Below are 21,233 nucleotides of genomic sequence, written 5' to 3' on the forward strand. Positions count from 1 at the left end.
CACGCTTCAGGCGCGGGGCAGCGTCTCCCACCAGCGCGCGCCAAAGCGCCCCTGCAGGAACGCAATGAAGGCTTGTACCTTCCCGGGCACCAGCTTGGGCGAGGGGAACACGGCATGGATTTCCTGCTCGGGCAGCGCGTGGTCCTTGAGCACCTCCACCACATGGCCCGACGCCAGTGAGTCGCCGGCCACATAACGCGGCAGCGCCGCAACGCCCAGGCCCGCGCGCGCGGCGGCGAGCACAGCCGACAGGTTGTTGGAGCGCAGCCGCCCCGTCACCGGAACGGTCACCGGCTCGCCGCGCGGGCTGAACAGGCGCCAGACGTCGTCGCCCTGCACACTGCTGTAGATCAGCGCGTTGTGCCCGCTCAGGTCCTGCGGGCGCCGTGGCGTGCCCAGCTTGCGCAGGTATCTGGGCGCGGCCACCAGCACCCAGGGGTTCATGCCCAGAAAGCGCGCGCCCAGCGCCGAGTCCGCCAGCTTGCCCATGCGCACCGCCACGTCCATGCCCTGGGCCACCAGATCGGTGTAGCGGTCTTCAAAGCCCAGGTCCACCTGCACCTGTGGGTGCCGGGCCATGAACTCCAGCGCCAGCGGCACCACCACGCGGCGGCCAAAGGCCACCGAGGTGCCAATGCGCAGCAGCCCCTGCGCCTGGCTCTGGCGCACCCGCACCACGTTGTCGGCCTCTTCGGCTTCGCGCACGATCAGCTTGCACTTTTCGTAGTACAGGGCACCGGGCTCGGTCAGGCTCACGCCGCGCGTGTTGCGGTTCAGCAGCCGCACCTTGAGGCGCGCCTCGGTGGCGGCGACCTGCTTGGTCACCGTGGGCTGGGTGGTCGCGAACTCCCGCGCCGCTTTGGAAAAGCTGCCGGTCTCCACCACGCGCACAAACATCTCCATGGCCTGCAAACGGTCCATCGCATTCCACCTATTCCTCAGTGGAATGAATGTTATGGCCCGCAGCCCTCTTCTTCAATGACGCGTTGATTCCTACAGTCGTGACTCGAACACAAGGAGTCAGTCATGGCAAGAATGAAGGCAATCGAAGCCGCCGTCTGGGTGCTGGAAAAGGAAGGCGTCACACAGGCCTTTGGCATTCCGGGCGCGGCCATCAACCCGCTGTATGCGGCGCTGCGCCAGCAGGGCAGCATCAGCCACATCCTGGCGCGCCATGTGGAGGGGGCCTCCCACATGGCCGAGGGCTATACCCGCGCCGTGGCCGGCAACATTGGCGTGTGCATCGGCACCAGCGGGCCGGCGGGCACCGACATGATCACCGGCCTGTACTCGGCGCAGGCCGACTCCATTCCCATTCTCTGCATCACCGGCCAGGCGCCACGCGCGCGCCTGCACAAGGAAGACTTCCAGGCGGTGGACATCGAGAGCATTGCCAAACCAGTGACCAAATGGAGCGTGACGGTGCGTGAACCCGCGCAGGTGCCACGCGCCTTCCAGCAGGCCTTTCACCTGATGCGCTCGGGCCGCCCCGGGCCAGTGCTGATTGACCTGCCGTTTGACGTGCAGATGGCCGAGATCGAGTTCGATCCCGACACCTACTCACCGCTGCCGGTCTACAAGCCCGCGGCCACCCGCGCCCAGATTGAAAAGGCGCTGGCGATGCTCGACCAGGCGCAGCGGCCGCTGATCGTCGCGGGCGGTGGCATCATCAACGCCGACGCGTCAGACCTGCTGGTGCAGTTCGCCGAGCTCACGGGGGTGCCCGTGATTCCAACACTCATGGGTTGGGGCAGCATTCCGGACCACCACCCGCTGATGGCGGGCATGTGCGGCCTGCAGACCAGCCACCGCTACGGCAACGCAACGCTGCTGGCTTCTGACTTTGTGCTGGGCATCGGCAACCGCTGGGCCAACCGGCACACCGGTTCGGTGGAGGTGTACACCGAGGGCCGCAGCTTCGTGCATGTGGACATCGAACCCACGCAGATCGGCCGGGTCTTTGCGCCCGACTACGGCATCGTGTCCGATGCCAAAGCCGCGCTTGAGCTGTTTGTGCAGGTGGCCACCGAACTCAAGGCCCAGGGCCGCCTCAAGGACCGCAGCCGCTGGGCCGGCCAGTGCCGCGAACGCAAGGCCACGATGCTGCGCAAGACCAACTTCGACAGCGTGCCCATGAAGCCCCAGCGCGTGTACCAGTGCATGAACCGCGCGTTTGACGAGAACACCTGCTACGTCAGCACCATCGGCCTGAGCCAGATCGCCGCCGCGCAGTTCCTGCATGTGCACAAGCCGCGCCACTGGATCAACTGCGGCCAGGCGGGCCCGCTGGGCTGGACCATCCCCGCCGCGCTGGGCGTGCGCGCCGCCGACCCGGCGCGCCAGATCGTGGCGCTGTCGGGCGACTACGACTTCCAGTTCATGATCGAGGAGCTGGCCGTGGGCGCGCAGTTCAGGCTGCCCTACCTGCACATCGTGGTCAACAACAGCTACCTGGGCCTGATCCGCCAGGCGCAGCGCGGCTTCGAGATGGACTACTGCGTCCAGCTGGGCTTTGACAACATCAACACGCCCGAGGAGGACGTGGCCGTGCGCGGCTACGGCGTGGACCACCTCAAGGTGGTGGAAGGCCTGGGTTGCAAGGCGCTGCGCGTGCACCGCCAGGAAGAGCTGCGCCCCGCCATTGCCCAGGCCGAGGCCTGGATGAAGGAATTCCAGGTGCCGGTGGTGATCGAGGTGATCCTGGAGCGGGTGACCAACATCGCCATGGGCACCGAGATCAACGCGATCCACGAATTCGAGCCGCTGGCCGAAAGCATGGAAGACGCCCCCACGGCCCTGGCCGCCCTGCTGGATTGAGCCCTTCGACAAACTCAGGACGATCGGAACACCCCAATGCCCAAGTTCGCCGCCAACCTCAGCATGCTCTTCACGGAGCTGCCTTTCATGGAGCGCTTTGCCGCCGCCCGCGCCGCGGGTTTTGATGCGGTGGAATACCTGTTCCCCTACGCCTGGCCCCAGGCCGAACTGGCCGCCGCGCTGCGCAGCAACGGCCTGCGCCAGGTACTGCACAACCTGCCCGCGGGCGACTGGGACGCGGGCGAGCGCGGCATAGCCTGCCACCCCGACCGCGTGGCCGAGTTCCGCGCCGGCGTGGCGCAGGCGATTGACTACGCCACGGCGCTGCAGTGCCCGCAGCTCAACTGCCTGGCGGGCAAGCTGCCCGCGGGTGTGGCGCGGGAGCACGCGCACATCACGCTGGTGGGCAACCTGCGCTACGCCGCCGCCGCGTTGCAAGCCGCGGGCATCCGCCTGCTGGTGGAGCCGGTGAACCACTTTGACATTCCGGGTTTCTTTCTCACCCACACCGCGCAGGCGCTGGCGCTGATCGACGAGGTCGGCAGCGACAACCTGTTCGTGCAGTACGACATCTACCATGCCCAGCGCATGGAAGGCGAGCTGGGCGCCACGCTGCAGCGGCACCTGGCGCGCATTGGCCACATCCAGCTGGCTGACAACCCGGGGCGCCACGAGCCCGGCACGGGCGAGATCAACTACCGCTGGCTGTTCCAGCACATCGACGCGCTGGGCTGGCGCGGCCACATTGGCTGCGAGTACAAGCCCCGCAACGGCACCGCCGAAGGACTGGGCTGGCGCGCGGCGCTGGCCTGAACCCACCCTCTGAACCTCCAACAACATGACCAAATCCGGACTCAAACTCGGCTTCATCGGCCTGGGCCTCATGGGCGGCCCCATGGCCCTGCACCTGCTGCAGGCCGGCCACACCCTGTTCGTCAACACCCGCAGCAAGGTGCCCCGGGCGCTGGCCGAGGGTGGCGCCACGCTGTGCACCACGGCCCAGGGCGTGGCCGAGCGCGCGGACATCATCTTCCTCATGCTGCCCGACACACCCGACGTGGACAAGGTGCTGTTTGGCGCGGCCGGCGTGGCCGCCGGACTCAAGGGCTCGAGCGGCAAGGTGGTGGTGGACATGAGCTCGATCGACCCCCTGGCCACGCGCGACTTCGCGCAGCGCATCCGCCAGGTGGGCGCCGACTACCTCGACGCGCCGGTGTCCGGCGGCGAGGTGGGCGCCAAGGCCGCGAGCCTGACCATCATGGTGGGCGGCAATGCCGCGGTGTTTGAACGCGTGAGGCCCTTGTTTGAACGCATGGGCAAGAACATCACCCTGGTGGGCGAGGCCGGTGCGGGCCAGATCTGCAAGGTGGCCAACCAGATCATCGTGGCGCTGAACATTGCGGCCGTGAGCGAAGCGCTGGTGTACGCCAGCAAGGCGGGCGCCGACCCGGCGCGCGTGCGCACGGCCCTGATGGGCGGCTTTGCGGCCAGCCGCGTGCTGGACGTGCACGGCGAGCGCATGATCCAGCGCAACTTTGCGCCCGGCTTTCGCATGGCCCTGCACCAGAAGGACCTGAACCTGGCACTGCAGGGCGCGCGCACCCTCCACATGGCCTTGCCGCAGACGGCAGGCGTGGCCCAGCTCATGCAGGCCTGCGCGGCCCTGGGCCACGGGCAGGCCGACCATTCGGCCCTGGTCACGGCCGTGGAAGCACTGGCTGCGCATCAGGTCATGCCGTAACGGCATGGGGGCCGCCGCCTCCTTGCGGGACCATTGCAGCCCCGCAAGGCAAAACAGGATTGTGTTTCCAGGGGCTTCCCCTCTTCCTGCTTGCAGTACGCTTGAGCGGATCCAGAAATGCAGGAGACAGCCATGGACAAGACCCTCTCGCCGGCCGAGCAGGCCCTGCGCGAAGCCGCGCGCGAGTACCACCGCGAACCCACCCGCGGCAAGATTTCCGTCACCCCCACCAAGACGCTGATCAACCAGCGCGACCTCTCGCTGGCTTACTCACCCGGCGTGGCTTACCCCTGCCTGGACATCGAGGCCGACCCGTCGCTGGCGGCCGAATACACCTCGCGCGGCAACCTGGTGGGCGTGATCACCAACGGCACGGCCGTGCTGGGCCTGGGCGACATCGGCCCGCTGGCCAGCAAGCCGGTGATGGAGGGCAAGGGCTGCCTGTTCAAGAAGTTTGCGGGCATCGACGTGTTTGACATCGAGCTGGCCGAAAAGGACCCGGACCGGCTGGTCGAGATCATTGCCGCGATGGAGCCCACGCTGGGCGGCATCAACCTGGAAGACATCAAGGCGCCTGAATGCTTCTATGTGGAAAAGAAGCTGCGCGAGCGCATGAACATCCCGGTGTTCCATGACGACCAGCATGGCACGGCCATCATTTCGTCGGCCGCACTGCTCAACGGCCTGGAGCTGGTGGGCAAGCAGATCGGCGACGTGAAGATTGCCGTGTCGGGCGCCGGCGCCGCGGCCATTGCCTGCCTGGATGTGATGGTGGGCCTGGGCGCACAGCCCAAAAACATCCATGCCGTGGACTCCAGGGGCGTGATCTACCACGGCCGCCCCGGCGGCTTTGACGAGTCCAAGCAGCGTTACGCCCAGACCACCGAGGCGCGCACCCTGGCTGACGTGGTGAAGGGGGCCGACGTGTTCCTGGGCTGCTCGGCGCCTGGCGTGCTCACGCAGGCCATGGTCCAGACCATGGCGCAGCGGCCCATCATCCTGGCGCTGGCCAACCCCGAGCCCGAGATCCGCCCTGAGCTGGCCAAAGCCGTGCGGCCCGACTGCATCATGGCCACCGGCCGTTCGGACTACCCGAACCAGGTCAACAACGTGCTGTGCTTTCCGTACATCTTCCGCGGCGCGCTGGACTGCGGCGCCACCAAGATCACCGAGGCCATGAAGCTGGCCTGCGTGCGCGAGATCGCCGAGCTGACCAAGGCCGACATCAGCGAGGAAGTGGCCACCGCCTACGCCGGCCAGGAGCTGGCCTTTGGCGCCGACTACATCATCCCCAAGCCCTTTGACTCGCGCCTGATCCTGCGCATCGCGCCCGCCGTGGCGCGCGCCGCCGAGGAGTCCGGCGTGGCCACCCGCCCCATCAAGGACCTGGAGGCCTACCGCCAGAGCCTGTCACGGTTTGTCTACCAGACCGGCATGTTCATGCGGCCGGTGTTTGCCGCGGCCAAGACCGCCAGCGCCAAGCGCGTGGCCTATGCCGAGGGCGAGGACGAGCGCGTGCTGCGCGCCGCCCAGCTGGCCGTGGACGAAGGCCTGGCCCGGCCCATCCTGATCGGGCGGCCCGAGGTGATTGACATGCGCATCAAGAAGGCCGGGCTGCGCATCCGCCTGGGCCAGGAGGTGCAGAACGTCAACCCCGAGGACGACCCGCGCTTTCGCACCTACTGGGAGGCCTACCACCGGCTCATGGGCCGGCGCGGCTTCACGCCCGAGGCCGCCAAGGCCGCGGTGCGCCGCTCCAACACCACGATTGCCGCGCTGATGGTGCACTTGGGTGACGCCGACGCCATGCTGTGCGGGCTGGTGGGCCGGTTTGACGCCCACCTGAACCACCTGCAGGAAGTGCTGGGCGTGCAGCGTGGCGCCCCCGGCCTGGCCACGCTCAACGCGCTCATGCTGGACAACCGCACCCTGTTCATTGCCGACACCTTTGTCAATGAAGACCCCAGCGCCGAACTGCTGGCCAGCATTGCGGTGATGGCCGCCGAAGAAGTGCGCCGCTTTGGCCTGCCGCCCAAGGTGGCCTTTCTTTCGCACTCGCACTACGGCTCGTCGGGCCGGGCCTCGGCCCGCAAGATGCGGCTGGCGCGCGACCTGTTTGTGCAGATGGCGCCCGACGTGGAGTGCGACGGCGAGATGCATGGCGACGCCGCGCTGTCTGACGACATCCGCCGCGCCTCCCTGCCCGAGACCACGCTCAGCGGCGAGGCCAACCTGCTGATCTGCCCCAACCTGGACTCCGCCAACATCCTGTTCAACGTGCTCAAGATGACCAGCGGCCATGGCGTGACGGTGGGCCCCATGCTGCTGGGCGCGGCCGCCTCGGCCCATGTGCTCACCACCTCGGCCACCGTGCGCCGCGTGGTCAACATGACGGCGCTGGCGGTGGCCAAGGCGAAGCAGCCTACTTGAGAAGCTTCTTGAGCATGATGTCGGCCGTCTCGAGCGCGCCCTCGACCCAGCCCTGGGCGTTGGAGTAGGCCTCGCCGCAGATGAACAGCGGCACGCTGGCCAGCGGCTGGGTGATCTGGTCCTTGACCTCCCAGCTCTTGACGCCGATGTTCCAGCTGTTCCAGCCGCCGCCAAACGGGTCGTCGCCCCAGTCCCTGAACGCGGCCTGCTCCACGGTGGGCGAGTAGCTCAGGCCGTGGATGCTGCCGAGCTGGCGCGCCACTTCGTCCACCATCTCGTCGCTGGCCTGGTAGCGGCTCCAGGTGCTGGAGGCACCCGCATCGCCGCCCTTCTTGCCGCTCTTGAGCAGGGCCGGCGTGGCCGCCGGCTCGAAAGGATGGCGCGGCACCGGCACCTCCAGCCCCTGGCGCCAGGCCTGGCGCCGCTGCGGGCGCAGGCCGTCCCAGAAGCCGATGTTGGAGCCGTCGTCATAGCTGGCCATCAGCATGGCCGGGCCGCTTTGGGCGGGCTTGCCTTCCGAGGTGGGCCAGTAATAGGTCTGGCGCACCGGCAAGCTGGTGACGGTGCGGCCGCTTTCCACGGGCACAAATTCCTTCCTGGCGTTGTTGTAGTAGCCCGCGGCGCGCCACCAGGGGTTGGCATAGGTGGTGAACAGCTTGAACAGCGGCTGCGGCGTGACGCTGGCAATCAGCCTGGCCACGGGGGCCTGCTGCAACAGGGGTGCGCTGGGGGCCACCAGATCGAGCGAGCGGCGCGGCATGGCCAGGATCAGCGCGTCGGCCACCAGCCGGGCACCGCCGCCCAGCGTCAGCGTGAATCGGCCGCCGTTGTGGTCAAAGCCCTGCAACCGCGTCTCGAGCCGGATCTCGCCGCCCTGCTTCTTGAACAGCTCGGCCAGCGCCAGCGGCACCTGCTGAAAGCCCTTCTTGAACCCGAAATACTCAGGGTCGATGCCAAAGTCCGACAGGAACCAGGGAATGGCGTCGGCCGCGTTCCAGTTGGAGACCACGCTTTCATAGCCACCGGCGTCCAGCCCCAGCTGGTAGGCCTCGCCCGTGATCACGCGCAGCAGCAGGTTCCAGAAGCCCAGCTGGTACAGCGGCTGGCCGTCGAAGCTGGCCTCGCGCGCCATCTTGTGGCGCTGTTCGTTGGTCAGGCCCTTGGCGGTGATGCCGGGCACGATCTGCTCGATCGCGTTGACCATGATCACGCCCGAGCTGTTGCCCCGCTCCAGGAACGACAGCCGGTAAGGCACCTTGTCGGGGTCCTGCGTGAAGTCCGACAGGCGCAGGTGGGTGCCCCGCAAAAACGCAATGTTTTGCGGCTGATCCACCGGGAACGGATAGGTTTCGATGCCCTGGCTCTTGGGCAGCGCCTTGTTGAGCTCCTTGAGCAGGGCCACGATCAGCGGCTGGGTCTTGGGCAGGATGCGCATGCCGCCCAGCTCGGCCACCATGTTGGGAATGCCCGGCGGCACCACCGACAGCAGCCGCCCGCCGATGTGGTCCGAGCCCTCGATCAGCACGATCTTCTTGCGCGGGTATCGGGCCTTGAGCCGCCAGGCGCTGTAGACGCCCGACACACCGCCGCCCACGATGGCGATGTCGCACTGCGAAGCCGTTGGGGATTTGTTCTTGCCAGCCATGTTGCCTCCTTGTGAAAACCGGCTTTGATTATTCGGCGTGAGGGAGCAGAGCGCCATGGAGATATGTCACTGGAATTTGGGGCTCGGGCGTGAAGCGCGGCAGCGTCAAGTAGACTCGTTCACCAGAAGCCGGTGACCCCATTCGAGGCCTGGCTGAGCGCCCCTGTTCCAGCCCCGAGACCTGTCAGATGAGTGGCCACTTTCCAGAATCCCCAGGCCCCGCCGCAGCGGGGCACCCCCGCTACCGCCGCGACATTGACGGTTTGCGGGCCATTGCGGTTCTGGCGGTTGTGGGGTTTCATGCCTTCCCCTCGGTGTTCAGGGGCGGTTTCATCGGGGTCGACATCTTCTTTGTCATCTCCGGCTACCTCATTTCCCTGATCATTTACGGCAACCTGAATCGGGCTTCTTTCAGTTTCCGCGAGTTCTATGCGCGCCGGATCCTGCGCATCTTTCCAGCGCTGCTGGTTGTGATGGCCAGCTGCCTCGTCTTCGGCTGGTTTGCATTGCTGGCAGACGAGTACCAGCAACTCGGCAAGCACATTGCGGGCGGCGCCACTTTCATTTCCAACTTCCTGCTGTGGAACGAAAGCGGTTACTTCGACAATGCAGCCGAGACCAAGCCGCTGCTGCACCTGTGGAGCCTGGGTGTTGAAGAACAGTTCTATCTGTTCTGGCCGCTCGCCCTGTGGCTGGCATGGCGCCAAAGGCTGGGCCTGCTGGCGACCTCCATTGTTCTGGCCGCCCTGTCGTTCCTTATGAACCTTGCCACCATCCGCATCGACCCGGTGGCAACCTTTTATTCGCCGCAAACCCGCATCTGGGAACTTCTGTGTGGATCGATGCTCGCCTATTTCCACGCGGTCAAGGGCCGCGAGCCTTCGCTTGTGCCATCCGCTCAGGATCGTGCACGCCGCTTCAGCACCTCCCTGCTGGGTGGCCTGGGGCCTTTCACATCGGACACGTCGCGCTCTTTCATTGGCGCCGCTCTCCTGGCCGCGGGTTTCCTGGTGATTTCAAAGCGCTCGCCTTTTCCTGGCCTGGCCGCACTGCTGCCCGTGGTGGGCACCGTGTTGATGCTTTCGGCCGGCGAGCATGCCTGGTTGAATCGAAAGATTCTTTCGGGCAAGGTGCTGGTGTGGATCGGGCTGATCAGCTTCCCGTTGTATCTCTGGCATTGGCCCGCCTTGTCTTTTCTGCGGATCATTGACAGCGACACGCCGAGCCTGCCCGTGCGCATTGCCGCCGTCCTGGTGGCGCTCGCGCTGGCACAGCTGACGTACCAATGGATTGAAAAACCCGTTCGGCATGCCAAAGGCCCGTCATCCCGCGTTCTGGTGTTGTGCCTCTTGATGGCTGTTGCCGGGCTGTCGGGCTACTTTGTCTATCGCGACGGTGGCGTCGTGTCACGGCCCGCGGTCAAATCGTTCAAACAGAACCAGAACCAGCTTCTGCGAACTGCGGAAGTTGAGAATGCGTGCCTGGCCTATGTCGGGCTGGAGCGGCCGCGCTTTCCCTACTGCCGGTACACCCACGCCGGCGGCCGGAGGACCGTGGCGGTCATTGGCGACAGCCACGCCCACACCGCCTTTGAAGGAATCGCCGCCGCATTGACTGACGCTGGCGTGAACACCGTGCTCCTTGCCAACAGTGGCTGCCCGCCCTTCACGGGCGCGGAATACGGCGCGTCTGAAAGGGACAAGGAAATCTGCAAGCTGCAGATTGACCAGATCCTGCGCACGGTTGCAGACAAGGCCGACATCAGTGATGTGCTGATTTTTTCGCGCGGGCCGGCCTATACGACGGGCCAACGCACTCCGGGCAACAAAGGCAAGGCCATTGAGAAGCCATTGATTCCCCTGGCGGTGTTCGGCCCGTCTTTGCAAAGCACCGTGGACCTGCTGCAACACGCGGGCAAGTCGGTTGCCTACGTGACAGAAAACCCGGAACTGCTGGAGTCCCCCCGCTCCTGCCTGCCACGGCCGCTGCGGTGGGAGAAAAGAAGCTGCGATGTCAGCCTGGACCAGGTCATGAAGCGGCAACAGGCCTACCTGGCCATGCTGGGTCAACTCAAGAACGTCAAGGTCATTCAGTCCCTGAACGGTTTTTGCCCCAACGGCACCTGCCAGGCGTTCGATGCAGACGGTAACCTGCTCTATGCAGACGACAACCATCTGTCGGTCGCCGGCAGCCGCTTCCAGGCCAATACCGTGCTGCGCGACACGCTGGATTCGATCAGGAAGCCGTAGCCATGAAAACCTCCGCCTCCCAACCCCTCTGGACCCTGGCCGCGCCCGCCGCCGGCTGGCTGCTGCTGGCCGGCACGCTGCTGGGCCTGGGCGGCTGGTATGCCCTGCTGATGGCGGCCGGGCTGCTGGGCTGCGTGCAGGCCGCGGTGCACCACGCCGAGGTGGTGGCCCACCGCGTGGGCGAGCCCTATGGCACGCTGGTGCTGGCGGTGTCGGTCACCATCATCGAGGTGGCGCTGATCGTCTCGCTCATGCTCAGCGGCGGCGAGGCCACGGCCGCGCTGGCGCGCGACACCGTGTTTGCCGCCGTGATGATCATCCTCAACGGCATGATGGGCCTGTGCCTGCTGGTGGGCGCGCACCGGCATGGCGAGCAGACCTTTACCCAGTCGGGCGTGAGCGCATCGCTGGCCACGCTGGCCGCCATCGTCACTCTGACGCTGGTGCTGCCCAACTTCACCTCCAGCCTGCCGGGCCCCGTCTACAGCCCGCCGCAGCTGGCCTTCATTGCCGTGGTGTCACTGGTGCTGTATGGCACCTTCATCCTGGTGCAGACGGTGCGCCACCGCGGCTACTTCCTGCCGGCCGATGCCGATGTGCGCAAGGAGACCCACGCCACGCCGCCCAGCACCCGCGCGGCGCTGGCCAGCGGCGCGCTGCTGCTGGCCTCGCTGGTGGCCGTGGTGCTGCTGGGCAAGGCGCTGGCGCCGCTGATCGAGCGCGTGGTGGCGGCCCTGGGTGCGCCCGCGGCGCTGGTGGGCATCATCATTGCCGCCGTGGTGCTCATGCCCGAAGGCCTGGCCGCCGTGCGCGCCGCCCGCGCCAACCGGCTGCAGACCAGCCTGAACCTGGCGCTGGGCTCGGCCCTGGCCAGCATCGGCCTGACCATCCCCACCGTGGCCATCGTCTCCCTGGCCACCGGCTGGACGCTGGCCCTGGGCATCGACACCAAATCCATCGTGCTGCTGGTGCTCTCGCTCATGGTGGCCACCCTCTCGCTGGGCACCGGCCGCACCACCGTGCTGCAGGGCGTGGTGCACCTGGTGATTTTTGCGGTGTACCTGTTCACGACCATCGTGCCATGATTTTGAGGGCGGTTTTGAATAAAAAGTGGCTGGAGTCCAGGAGGGGCGGCCACTATTTGCTATCCAATCTATAGCAAATAGTGGAAGACGCGCTGTCGGCATCTGTTGCCGGTTTGGGATGCGGGTCACGCAACGTTCTTGAGAACGACTTCAAGAAACCCGGGATGGTTCACTATTCTGAATCCACCGGGAACAGGATGAATCCTTCGTTTCGAAGAAGCCTCCATGGCGGAACTCCTTGAGTGATTTCTTCGACCTTCAACGTCATCGGTCTGCCCTCGATCATTTCTGCCGATCGGCCCGAAAATTTGCGTAGCGCCTTGGCCTTTGCAGCCGCAATCGCCTTTTCCTCAGACCAGGCAGCGACGTACTCATTACGATAGAACCCATACTCGACCTTAATTCCTTCTCGTTCCAAGAGAAAGGGTTCGCCTACGAGTTGCACGCAATAGACCTGAATCAATCCGGAACTCCGATACCGGTCAGATCCATAAGATCTTTTGGCAGAGACAGCGGGTTGAAAAGATCCATGCCCTCTGCGATGTACCCAAGAGTGCAGTCGTCACAGTCAACCTGCCCCGCGAGCGTTAGTGCAGTGGCCATGCTGTAGAAGATGTGCGATCCGCTTCTTGGGTTGGGGTGGTAGTGAGGTTTGCGACCTTCCGTGCTCCCAGTGGTCCTGTCAGGATGAACCGGATCCTTGATTGGCTTTTTCCCTCCACTGGCAGCCTTGGCAACCTTCTTAGCCATGCTTCGATTGGTTTCCAAGTCCTTGCCTTGCTTCGCAAGCCTCGCAGCCTCTTCCGGACTCACCTGTCGAATTTTCTTGATACCCGTCTTGCAGATTTTGACGAGCCAAACCAGCCCCTTGGTCGGTGCAAGGCCCTCCGGGTCAACGAGACTCAGCGGGTCTCCTTCAACATAACCAAACCGATTCCACCCGGCTGCCAACCCAATCGGATCATTCTGCGTGTACCTTCCCTGACTGGCAAGGTAGCTGCGCTGGTAGTTGTAGAAACTGCCCGCCTCGTCATCCGCGTACTGCCCCGGGAACCGCAGGTTCATCTCGATGGCTGCCGTCGCCTTCAATAGAACTGGGACATTGGTGATAGCCGCCTTGGGGTTGGGCGTGGCTTTGAGCACCCCGGTCGGCTTGTTGTTGCCAAAGGCGCTGTAGGGCCACTGCCACACGGGCTTGTTGTCTTCATTGGTCACCAGCCGGGGCGTGCCCAGGTGGTTTGTGTGGATGGCGAAGAATTTGCCGTTTCTGAACATCCCTACCGGGATGGCTTGGCCATCCTCCGTGGGTAGCCAGATGTATTCCGTCCTGCCCTTGCCTGCTGCACTGCCGTTGTCGTATTCACCCAGCACAGCCCATTCGGGCAGGTGGCCGTCGGCGAAGGTGTAGCCGGTGCCAATGCTGGTATTGGCCTGGGCCTGGGCAAACAGCCACTTGAAGTTGCTCTTGAGCCAGCTGATGAAGTCCTGGCCCAGCTCGGTTTCGTTGGGCAGGGTCTGCTCGGCCTCGGGCTCGCCCTTGAAGGTTCTTTGGCCCAGGGCGTTGTGCAGGTACCTGACCTTGGCGGCTTCGCCGTCCTTGACGATGCTGATCTTGCTCAGGCGGTTGGCGTTGTCGTACTCAAAGCCGCGCAGGCCGTCGCTGGTCAGGGCGCCGTTGGCATCCAGGCTGTAGGCGACGTTGCTGCTCACGGTGCTGACGGTCTTGGTGCCCTTGACCTTGGTGAGGGTCTGGGTGAAGCCCAGCAGCTTGTTGCTGGCGGGGTCCAGGCTCAGGGCCTGGGCGGTGGATTTGGAGAAGTCGCTGTCGTCAAAGTCGCCGTCCAGGTCGGTGTCGCTGGTGGTTTTGTCGATGGCGGTGAGGCGGTTGCGGCTGTCGTAGCCGATGGCCCAGCTCAAGGGGGTAGTCCGGCCTGCAGCGCCACTGTGGCAACCTCGAACATGCAGCCTCGCGACGCGGCACGATCTGCGGCGCGCTCGACTGGCGATGGTTGTCGGGCTCATTGGCTGCGAGGGATTGTAGGCAAATTGGACTGTAGTCCCTGCTGGGTGGTCACTTTTAGCTATGAAAGTTGTAGCGGATAGAGCAATCGAATCCGCCCCTCAATTCCCGGACTCTCAATTCCCAGCCAGTTCCCGTGCGGATCACCATCAACATGGGCAAATAGCCTCAACTCACGAATACTCTGATTGCCATGAGTGGAAAGGCCGCCAGGAAAAGAATGGTGCCGACTCGTAACACAGACACATCGTTGATATGCCACTAACCTGCGGACCCGTGGTCCTGCTTCGACTGAGCGGCGTCCGCTGGCTCTATGCACTCTAATCCCACCAAATAAGGCCGCAGCGCGACATAGACCGGCAGGGTTATCAAGAAGGCGGCAAAGATTCCCCACCCCTGACTAGCATCGCGGTCCAGCCCGTGCGATTGCAGAACAGCAGCGACGGACCAGTAGAGAAGCAGAGACGCCGGAGCCAAGAGCACAGATTCGATCAGATAGCTGCCTTTGCTGCGAACCCGCACTTGCGAGTTGCAAGAGGCACATCGGTAGGTCTTGACGATCGGCAGAACAAAGCGATGATGGCCGCACTTCGGACAGGTGAGATAGAAGGGTTTCTTGTCCATAGTGCTACTCGCAAATCAGCTTGCAAACATCAGTTGTCGCCCAACGCCCCAGCAACTGACTGCCAATTTTGAACATGCACGGAATCGACCCCGTCGCAGCATCCGCAAGACGTTCCCGTGTATTCATCCACAAAAGCCGGGGCCGCTCAGTCAGCAGCCAAGTGGGATTAGAGAAGGTCCTCTGTATGAGACACACCAATGCCCGCTAACGGATGAGGAAGAAATACCAAGCAGGGTAAAGCGCTATCAGTGGAATGGCCAGAACCTGACCGAGCCGACAAAGCCTCTTTCCATGATCGTCGTACATTTCAGGTGAAAACGACCACCAGAAGAGCCAGCCAATAGATCGATCAGAATCCGATGCTTTGTCGTTCAAATGGGATCTCGCCTTCCAACCTAGACTGGTGTATGAAAGACCAGATAGCACTGAAACCAACACCAGAGCAGCCAGAACAAGATCCCTTGTAGTCATTCTCATCACTCCACGTTACCGACGATCCGGGTTCCCCAAGTCCATGCTTGGCAGCGGCAATCTCGGTGAAGCAAATGCACCGACACGCACACAGATTTGACCATTGGTTTTCAATGAAAGGCTGAAGAAATTTCCCCCGAATCTCTTGGGCACTGGAGCCCCTGGTGGCTGCAAATTAAGACTTGGTTTTGGGCAAGTTTCAGGCGGCGGAGGGGGTTGACTGCAAAACTCGAATCCACCGCCGAGCGTTGCTTCAAAACTGAACTCCGTCTCATCAGTGTGGGTTCCTCCTGTCGCGCACAGGATCCCAATGCAACCAAAGCCGGCAACCGTTGGCATGGTGAAAGGCGGCGCGTTGGGATTCAAATTTGGAGTTATGAGGCGATGCGGTTTTGCTCCAGGAGCTACTTGCAAGCCAAACGAATCCATGATCGTCAGGGCATTGCTTTCCGCGTAGACGAATCTACTCAATCCCCCACGCAACCCAATCGGATCATTCTGCGTTTCAATCGGCAGGTCAACCGCAACCGCGAGCGTTTTCCCGAGGACTTCATGTTCCAGTTGAACGAGGAGGAGTTCGCCAACTTGAGGTTGCAATCTGCAACCTCAAGTTTGAAGGGCAGCCACGGCGGCAGGCGTTATGCGCCGCTGGCGTTCACCGAACACGGCGCCATCATGGCTTCGATGGTGCTGGGCAGCCTGCGCGCCACGGCTTTAAGTGTGTATGTGGTGCGCGCCTTTGTGGAGCTGCGCGGCATGCTGACCAGCAATCAGGCGCTGGCCAACAAGGTGCACACGCTGGAGCGCCATATTGCCGAGCTGGTCGATTCGTTGGCCCAGCTGCTGGCAGCTCCCCCGCCGCCGCCCAAGCGCTCTATCGGGTTCATCACGCCTGAGGACAAGCCAGCTCCCACGGCCAGCAAGGCCAGCAAGGTGAAGAAGACCCCGTAGCGCGCAACCGTTCAGCGGCTAAAAAGAAGCCACCCGCAACCCCACAGCTTTAGCGGCTGGCAGGGGTGGCGGGTGGCTTTTTTGTTTAGATAAAGAAAGAAGCTGCCGCTGGCGCCTGTAGATATTGCGCAAACAGCTACTTATTTTTCAGCACCATGCTGCATCAGCTTCGCTTCAAACGCAGCCATCAGCACTTCAATTTGCTGGTCTTCTGTGGCACCAGATTCGATACTGCCACCGTCCCGGATGCCTTTTAGCAAGTAGTACTCTGTCTCCGAACGAATCACCCCGCGCTTGAGGATTTGCAGGTATTTCTTCGAGTAGCGGCGTCTGACTTCGCTCAGGGTGAAGGTGCCTGCAGCTGCAAACCTTGCATCGGCAGCGGCAACCATCTCGGGTGTCCAGTTTGCGGTCTCTTCAACAATGTCGTTGATCGCCATTTGCAAACCCTTTTTCGCATTGGCTAGAGAAGCTTTTTCTATGTTTTCTAAAAACTGCGATGGCGGGCCCGGCGGGGTTGTCGGATATTTCGGCGTGTACCAATCAAAGTGGTGATCAAAAAATATCTTCAACAATTGATAGTCATCATTAGTCATTGGTTGCCTGCGGCTTCAGTTTATTGACAAGTGCATTTACCAGCTGGCACAGGCACCCCAAATTCAGCAGTGGCTGCTGGGATGTAGACGAACGGACCACGGGGGTTGAATGAACTGATCCCATTGATCATGTTTCTAGAGGTTCCGCCACTGCTACGAGCACCACCATTCACGTCGATCAGTTGTTGTTCACGCCCGCGAATAGCGTTGTAGTTCGTGGACGACCGATCCAACACCGGCGGCAAGAATCCTTCTGCATTGAGCAAGGGTTGCCCGTAACCACGATTGCGCACGTTGTTTTCCGGGGTATCCGTGCCCGAAGTGCGGCCCGAGTAGCAGTCACCAGTCAGCGGGTTGTATCGCGTGTAGGTTTGGTAAGTGGTCCCGTCATCGTCTCTCAATGCCCGGTTCAACCTGTCAACCAAGTCGCGTTGCGCACCCAAGGTTGGATTTGGCACACCAGGAATCGGTATTACAGGCGGCATCGGTAACGCCTGCAACCCCATTGGATCGGCATAGCTCAGAGGATTCCCCTCCACATACCCAAACCTGTTGAATCCCCCCGCCAACCCAATCGGATCATTCTGCGTGTACCTGCCCTGGCTGGCAAGGTAGCTGCGCTGGTAGTTGTAGAAACTGCCCGCCTCGTCATCCGCGTACTGCCCCGGGAACCGCAGGTTCATCTCGATGGCTGCCGTCGCCTTCAATAGAACTGGGACATTGGTGATAGCCGCCTTGGGGTTGGGCGTGGCTTTGAGCACCCCGGTCGGCTTGTTGTTGCCAAAGGCGCTGTAGGGCCACTGCCACACGGGCTTGTTGTCTTCATTGGTCACCATCCGTGGCGTGCCCAGGTGGTCGGTGTGGATGGCGAAGAATTTGCCGTTTCTGAACATCCCTACTGGGATGGCTTGGCCATCCTCCGTGGGTAGCCACAGGTATTCTGTGCGGCCCTTGCCGGCGGCTGAGCCGTTGTCGTATTCACCGAGCACAGCCCATTCAGGCAGGTGTCCATCGGCAAACGTGTACCCCGTGCCAATGCTGGTGTTGGCCTGGGCCTGGGCAAACAGCCACTTGAAGTTGCTCTTGAGCCAGCTGATGAAGTCCTGGCCCAGCTCGGTTTCGTTGGGCAGGGTCTGCTCGGCCTCGGGCTCGCCCTTGAAGGTTCTTTGGCCCAGGGCGTTGTGCAGGTACCTGACCTTGGCGGCTTCGCCGTCCTTGACGATGCTGATCTTGCTCAGGCGGTTGGCCTCGTCGTACTCAAAGCCGCGCAGGCCGTCGCTGGTCAGGGCGCCGTTGGCGTCCAGGCTGTAGGCGACGTTGCTGCTGACGGTGCTGACGGTTCGGGTGCCCTTGACCTTGGTGAGGGTCTGGGTGAAGCCCAGCAGCTTGTTGCTGGCCGGGTCCACGTTCAGGGCCTGGGCGGTGGATTTGGAGAAGTCGCTGTCGTCAAAGTCGCCGTCCAGGTCGGTGTCGCTGGTGGTTTTGTCGATGGCGGTGAGGCGGTTGCTGTTGGCGTCGTAGGTGTAGCGGGTCTCAGCCCCGTTGCGGTTGAAGCTGGTGAGGCGGTTGCGGCTGTCGTAGCCGGCGGTCCAGCTCAAAGGTGTTGTGTAGAGGGTGACGGTGCCTGTAGCGGTGCTGCTGGCCCACAGGTTCTGGGTCAGGCTGGTGATGCGGCTGGCGGCGTCGTAGCCGTAGCTGGCAAATTCATTGCCCGTCATGCGTCCGTCGCTGTCAAAGCTGCGCGCGGCGCTGTCGCCATTGGCCCAGTTCCAGGCCTTGGGCTGGCCCAGCGCGGTGTGGGTCAGGTTGCTGACAAAGGGCACGACGGGCTTGGGCTTTTTGACGGTGCCGCCGGGCAGCTGGGTGCTCATGCCGATGATCTGGCCGGCCGCGCTGCGCTGGTAGAACAGCTTGAGCCCGCTGGGGTACTCGATGCTGGCAAGCTCGCCGCCCTGGTAGCTGTAGCGGGTGGTGAAGCTGGCGGGGTTGGCCGGGTTGTCGTTGACGGTCTGGGTTTTGGCGAGGATACGGCCCAGCGCGTCACGGGTGTAGCTGGTAACGCCCGAAGGGTCTTCGATCTGGCTCAGGGTGCCGGTCTGGCCCTGGTCCCAGGTGTAGACAGTCTGGTGCTGGGCACCGCGCGTGACCTGCACCGGGCGGCCCAGGGCGTCGCGGGTGATCTGGGTGGTGAGGCCCTTGGCGTCCGTCATGGCCGAGACATCGCCCGCGGCATCGCGCTGGTAGCTCTGGGTGCCGATGTCGGGGCTGGTTTCGCTGATCACTTCGCCAAAGGCGTTGCGGCTGTACTGGGTGGCCACGCCCTTGGGGTCGGTGACGCGGGTGAGCTGGTCGAGCTGGTTCCAGGCCTGGGTGGCGGCGGCGTTGTCGGGCAAGGTGGTGGCCACGGGGCGGCGCAGCGCATCCAGGGTCTGGCGGGTGGTCTGGTTCAGCGGGTCGGTCTGGGCAATGGGCTCGCCGTTGGCGTCGTAGCCCAGCTGCGTGGTCTGGCCCGCGGCGCCGCTGATGGCGCTGACCTTGTTCAGGCTGTTGATGACACGGCTGGTGACCAGCGCAATGGCGCCGCCGGCGTCGCGCACTTCTTCGCGGGTGCGGTTGCCCATGGCGTCCAGGGTGTAGGCCACGCTGTTGCCGCGGTTGTCGGTGGCGCCAATGAGGCGCTGGGCCGCGTCGTACTGGTAGCTGATGGCCTGGCCGTTGGGCTGGCTGGCGCTGGCGAGCAGGCCGGTGGCGGTCCAGCTGAAGGCGCTGGTTTCACCGCCACGGCTGGTGCTGGTGAGGCGCCCGCGCAGGTCGTAGCTGTAGGTGGTGACGAGGCCGTTGGGCTCGGTCTGCTGGGTGGGGCGGCCGGCCGCATCGTATTGCCAGGCGGTGACGTGGCCCAGCGGGTTGGTCTGGGTCAGGCGGTTGCCCTGGGCGTCGTAGGTATAGCTCCACACGGCGCCGCGCGGGTCGGTGTGGCTGGCCACCAGGCCCTGGGGCGTGTAGGTCCAGGCCCAGTTGCGAGCCTGGCCGGTGGCTGAGTCGGTGACTGTTTCGCTCAGCTTATTGCCCTGCGCGTCATAGGTGTAGGCGGTGGTGCGGCCGGGCTCGGTCACCAGCACGGGCAGGCGGAACACGGGGTGCCACTGGGTCTGCACGGTTTGGGCTTCGGGGCGGCTGGCGGCTTTGGTTTCCGCGGTTTTGAGGCGGCGCGCAGCGTCCCAGGTGAACAGGGTGGTGATGCCGAGGAAGTCGGTTTCACTGGCGGGCAGGGTGGTGCCCGGGGTAAAGCTGCGGTTGGCCACCTGCCCGCCCATGAAGGCGCCACTCGCGCCCAGCACGCGAATGCTGCCATCGCCGCCCTGGTAGGTCCAGGTCTGGGCGTTGCCCAAGGGGTCGGTAACCTGCACGGTCGAACGGTAAATCGAGGGGTCAACCGCAGTGCCGACCACCAGGCTGCCACTGCTGGCGTCCGGCGCGCTGGGGTAATTGACACTGTAGGTCTGCGCACCGCCGGCGTGGCTGGTGCTGGTCACGCGCCCACCGGTGTCATACGCAAAGCTGGCCAGCCGCTGGCCGCTTTCGTCGTTGATGCCGGTCAGCGCCGCCGGCCACTGCGGGTTCTCATAGGCGTAGGCCTTGAACACGTTGCCCGGGTAGCTGGCGCTGGTCAACCGCGAGGCGCCATCGTATTGGTAGCTGACGCTGTACCCGCCGGGTGCGGTCACGCTGGCGATCTGCCCCTGGGCGTTGTACGCTAGTTGCAGGCTGCGGCCAAAGGCGTTGGTGACACTGACCAACTGGCCCAGGCCGTTGTAGCTGAGGCTGGTGACCCAGCCGTTGCGCTGGGTGATGCTCTGCAGCACAGTGCCCGTGGCGTCCAGCTGCCAGCGGCTTTCGTCGCTGGCGCGGGTAAATTGCCAGCCTTGGGCGGTCTGCGTCAAGGCGTCCCTGCCGTTGTCTGCAACCCAGGCGGCGGTGGCATCAGTGCGCTGGAACACCACCTTGCTGCCGTCACCCAGGCGCACCACGCGCTGGTTGTCGGCGCCGCTGATCTGCGCAGCATAGCCGTGGCTCCAGCCCTGGCCCAAAACGGCGCCGATATTGCCCAGGCTGCGGTAGTAACGCGTCCAGTCCAGCGGATGGGCGCCAGCATCGGCGTAGTCGGATTCGGTTTGCAACTTCTCGCCGGTTGAAGGCGAAACGGGATTGCCGATCAGACTGCCGGGGTCGGCAGGGCACATGTCGGGCGGGTTCGCCGCGCTCACGGTGATGTTGTTGGAGGCGGTGTTGCTGCAGCCGCTGCAGGATGCCGTGAGAAGCGCTTCGGCTTTGTGCGACGGGGGCTGGTATATGAAACGGTATTCGCCCGATGCATTGGTCGTTCCGCTGATGCTGCCTCCACCGCTCAGGGCAATGGTCACCGCTTTTCCGGATACGGCCGCGCCATTTTGTTTGACGGTGGCCACTTGGGGCAGTGCTCCACCTGCGGGTAGCGCCTTGGTGGTGCTACCGCCAACCAGTCCAATTACAAGGGGCTGGGGAGGGGTTGGAACGCAGGCGCGTATGCTGTCATCCCAAAACTGTCCGTAAAGGCAATAGC

14 protein-coding genes are annotated in these 21,233 nt (G+C 63.8%); 7 read left to right on the forward strand and 7 right to left on the reverse strand.

What is annotated here, in order from left to right:
- Positions 1-6: 6 nt before the first annotated feature.
- Positions 7-921, reverse strand: a complete 915-nt coding sequence (locus KF796_18820; protein ID MBX3588689.1) for a LysR family transcriptional regulator — start codon at positions 919-921, stop codon at positions 7-9.
- 105 nt (positions 922-1,026) lie between these two features.
- Between KF796_18820 and gcl the strand changes: the two genes are divergently transcribed.
- The 4 genes from gcl (at position 1,027) to KF796_18840 (ending at position 6,988) form a co-directional block, all read left to right on the forward strand.
- On the forward strand, positions 1,027-2,817 hold the full coding sequence (gene gcl / locus KF796_18825) for a glyoxylate carboligase (protein MBX3588690.1): 1,791 nt from the start codon (positions 1,027-1,029) through the stop codon (positions 2,815-2,817).
- A 36-nt stretch (positions 2,818-2,853) separates the two neighbouring features.
- Complete coding sequence (hyi, locus tag KF796_18830) at positions 2,854-3,630, forward strand: hydroxypyruvate isomerase (GenBank protein MBX3588691.1); 777 nt, start codon at positions 2,854-2,856, stop codon at positions 3,628-3,630.
- A 25-nt stretch (positions 3,631-3,655) separates the two neighbouring features.
- The gene (locus KF796_18835; GenBank protein ID MBX3588692.1) at positions 3,656-4,558 is read left to right on the forward strand and encodes a 2-hydroxy-3-oxopropionate reductase; all 903 of its coding nucleotides are present in this window, start codon (positions 3,656-3,658) and stop codon (positions 4,556-4,558) included.
- 132 nt (positions 4,559-4,690) lie between these two features.
- Complete coding sequence (locus KF796_18840; protein ID MBX3588693.1) at positions 4,691-6,988, forward strand: NADP-dependent malic enzyme; 2,298 nt, start codon at positions 4,691-4,693, stop codon at positions 6,986-6,988.
- Here the strand turns inward: KF796_18840 and KF796_18845 are convergent.
- Positions 6,981-8,633: an FAD-dependent oxidoreductase gene (locus KF796_18845; GenBank protein MBX3588694.1), complete on the reverse strand. Its 1,653-nt coding sequence runs from the start codon at positions 8,631-8,633 to the stop codon at positions 6,981-6,983. The two genes, KF796_18840 and KF796_18845, sit on opposite strands and share 8 nt — an antisense overlap.
- Before the next feature lie 188 nt (positions 8,634-8,821).
- Here KF796_18845 and KF796_18850 point away from each other — a divergent pair, with 188 nt between their 5' ends.
- Complete coding sequence (locus KF796_18850; protein ID MBX3588695.1) at positions 8,822-10,882, forward strand: acyltransferase; 2,061 nt, start codon at positions 8,822-8,824, stop codon at positions 10,880-10,882.
- A gap of 2 nt (positions 10,883-10,884) precedes the next feature.
- Positions 10,885-11,967, forward strand: coding sequence for an ionic transporter y4hA (locus KF796_18855; GenBank protein MBX3588696.1), 1,083 nt, complete (start codon positions 10,885-10,887; stop codon positions 11,965-11,967).
- A 172-nt stretch (positions 11,968-12,139) separates the two neighbouring features.
- Here KF796_18855 and KF796_18860 read toward each other — a convergent pair whose 3' ends face one another.
- The 3 genes from KF796_18860 to KF796_18870 form a co-directional block, all read right to left on the reverse strand.
- A complete protein-coding gene (locus KF796_18860) occupies positions 12,140-12,412 on the reverse strand; it encodes a hypothetical protein (GenBank protein ID MBX3588697.1) in 273 nt (90 codons plus the stop codon).
- Between the two features lie 14 nt (positions 12,413-12,426).
- Positions 12,427-13,884 (reverse strand): hypothetical protein, encoded by a 1,458-nt coding sequence (locus KF796_18865; protein MBX3588698.1) that lies wholly within the window; start codon positions 13,882-13,884, stop codon positions 12,427-12,429.
- A 364-nt stretch (positions 13,885-14,248) separates the two neighbouring features.
- Positions 14,249-14,611: a hypothetical protein gene (locus KF796_18870; protein MBX3588699.1), complete on the reverse strand. Its 363-nt coding sequence runs from the start codon at positions 14,609-14,611 to the stop codon at positions 14,249-14,251.
- Positions 14,612-15,467: 856 nt separating this feature from the next.
- Between KF796_18870 and KF796_18875 the strand changes: the two genes are divergently transcribed.
- Complete coding sequence (locus KF796_18875) at positions 15,468-16,034, forward strand: ORF6N domain-containing protein (GenBank protein ID MBX3588700.1); 567 nt, start codon at positions 15,468-15,470, stop codon at positions 16,032-16,034.
- A gap of 140 nt (positions 16,035-16,174) precedes the next feature.
- Here KF796_18875 and KF796_18880 read toward each other — a convergent pair whose 3' ends face one another.
- Together KF796_18880 and KF796_18885 are read right to left on the reverse strand one after the other, a co-directional pair.
- Positions 16,175-16,630 carry a hypothetical protein gene (locus KF796_18880; GenBank protein MBX3588701.1) on the reverse strand — a complete coding sequence of 152 codons (456 nt, stop codon included), beginning with the start codon at positions 16,628-16,630 and terminating at the stop codon, positions 16,175-16,177.
- 20 nt (positions 16,631-16,650) lie between these two features.
- Positions 16,651-21,054: a hypothetical protein gene (locus tag KF796_18885; protein MBX3588702.1), complete on the reverse strand. Its 4,404-nt coding sequence runs from the start codon at positions 21,052-21,054 to the stop codon at positions 16,651-16,653.
- Between the last annotated feature and the right edge of the window lie 179 nt (positions 21,055-21,233).

Source organism: Ramlibacter sp. (assembly GCA_019635435.1).
Lineage (GTDB): Bacteria > Pseudomonadota > Gammaproteobacteria > Burkholderiales > Burkholderiaceae_C > JAHBZM01.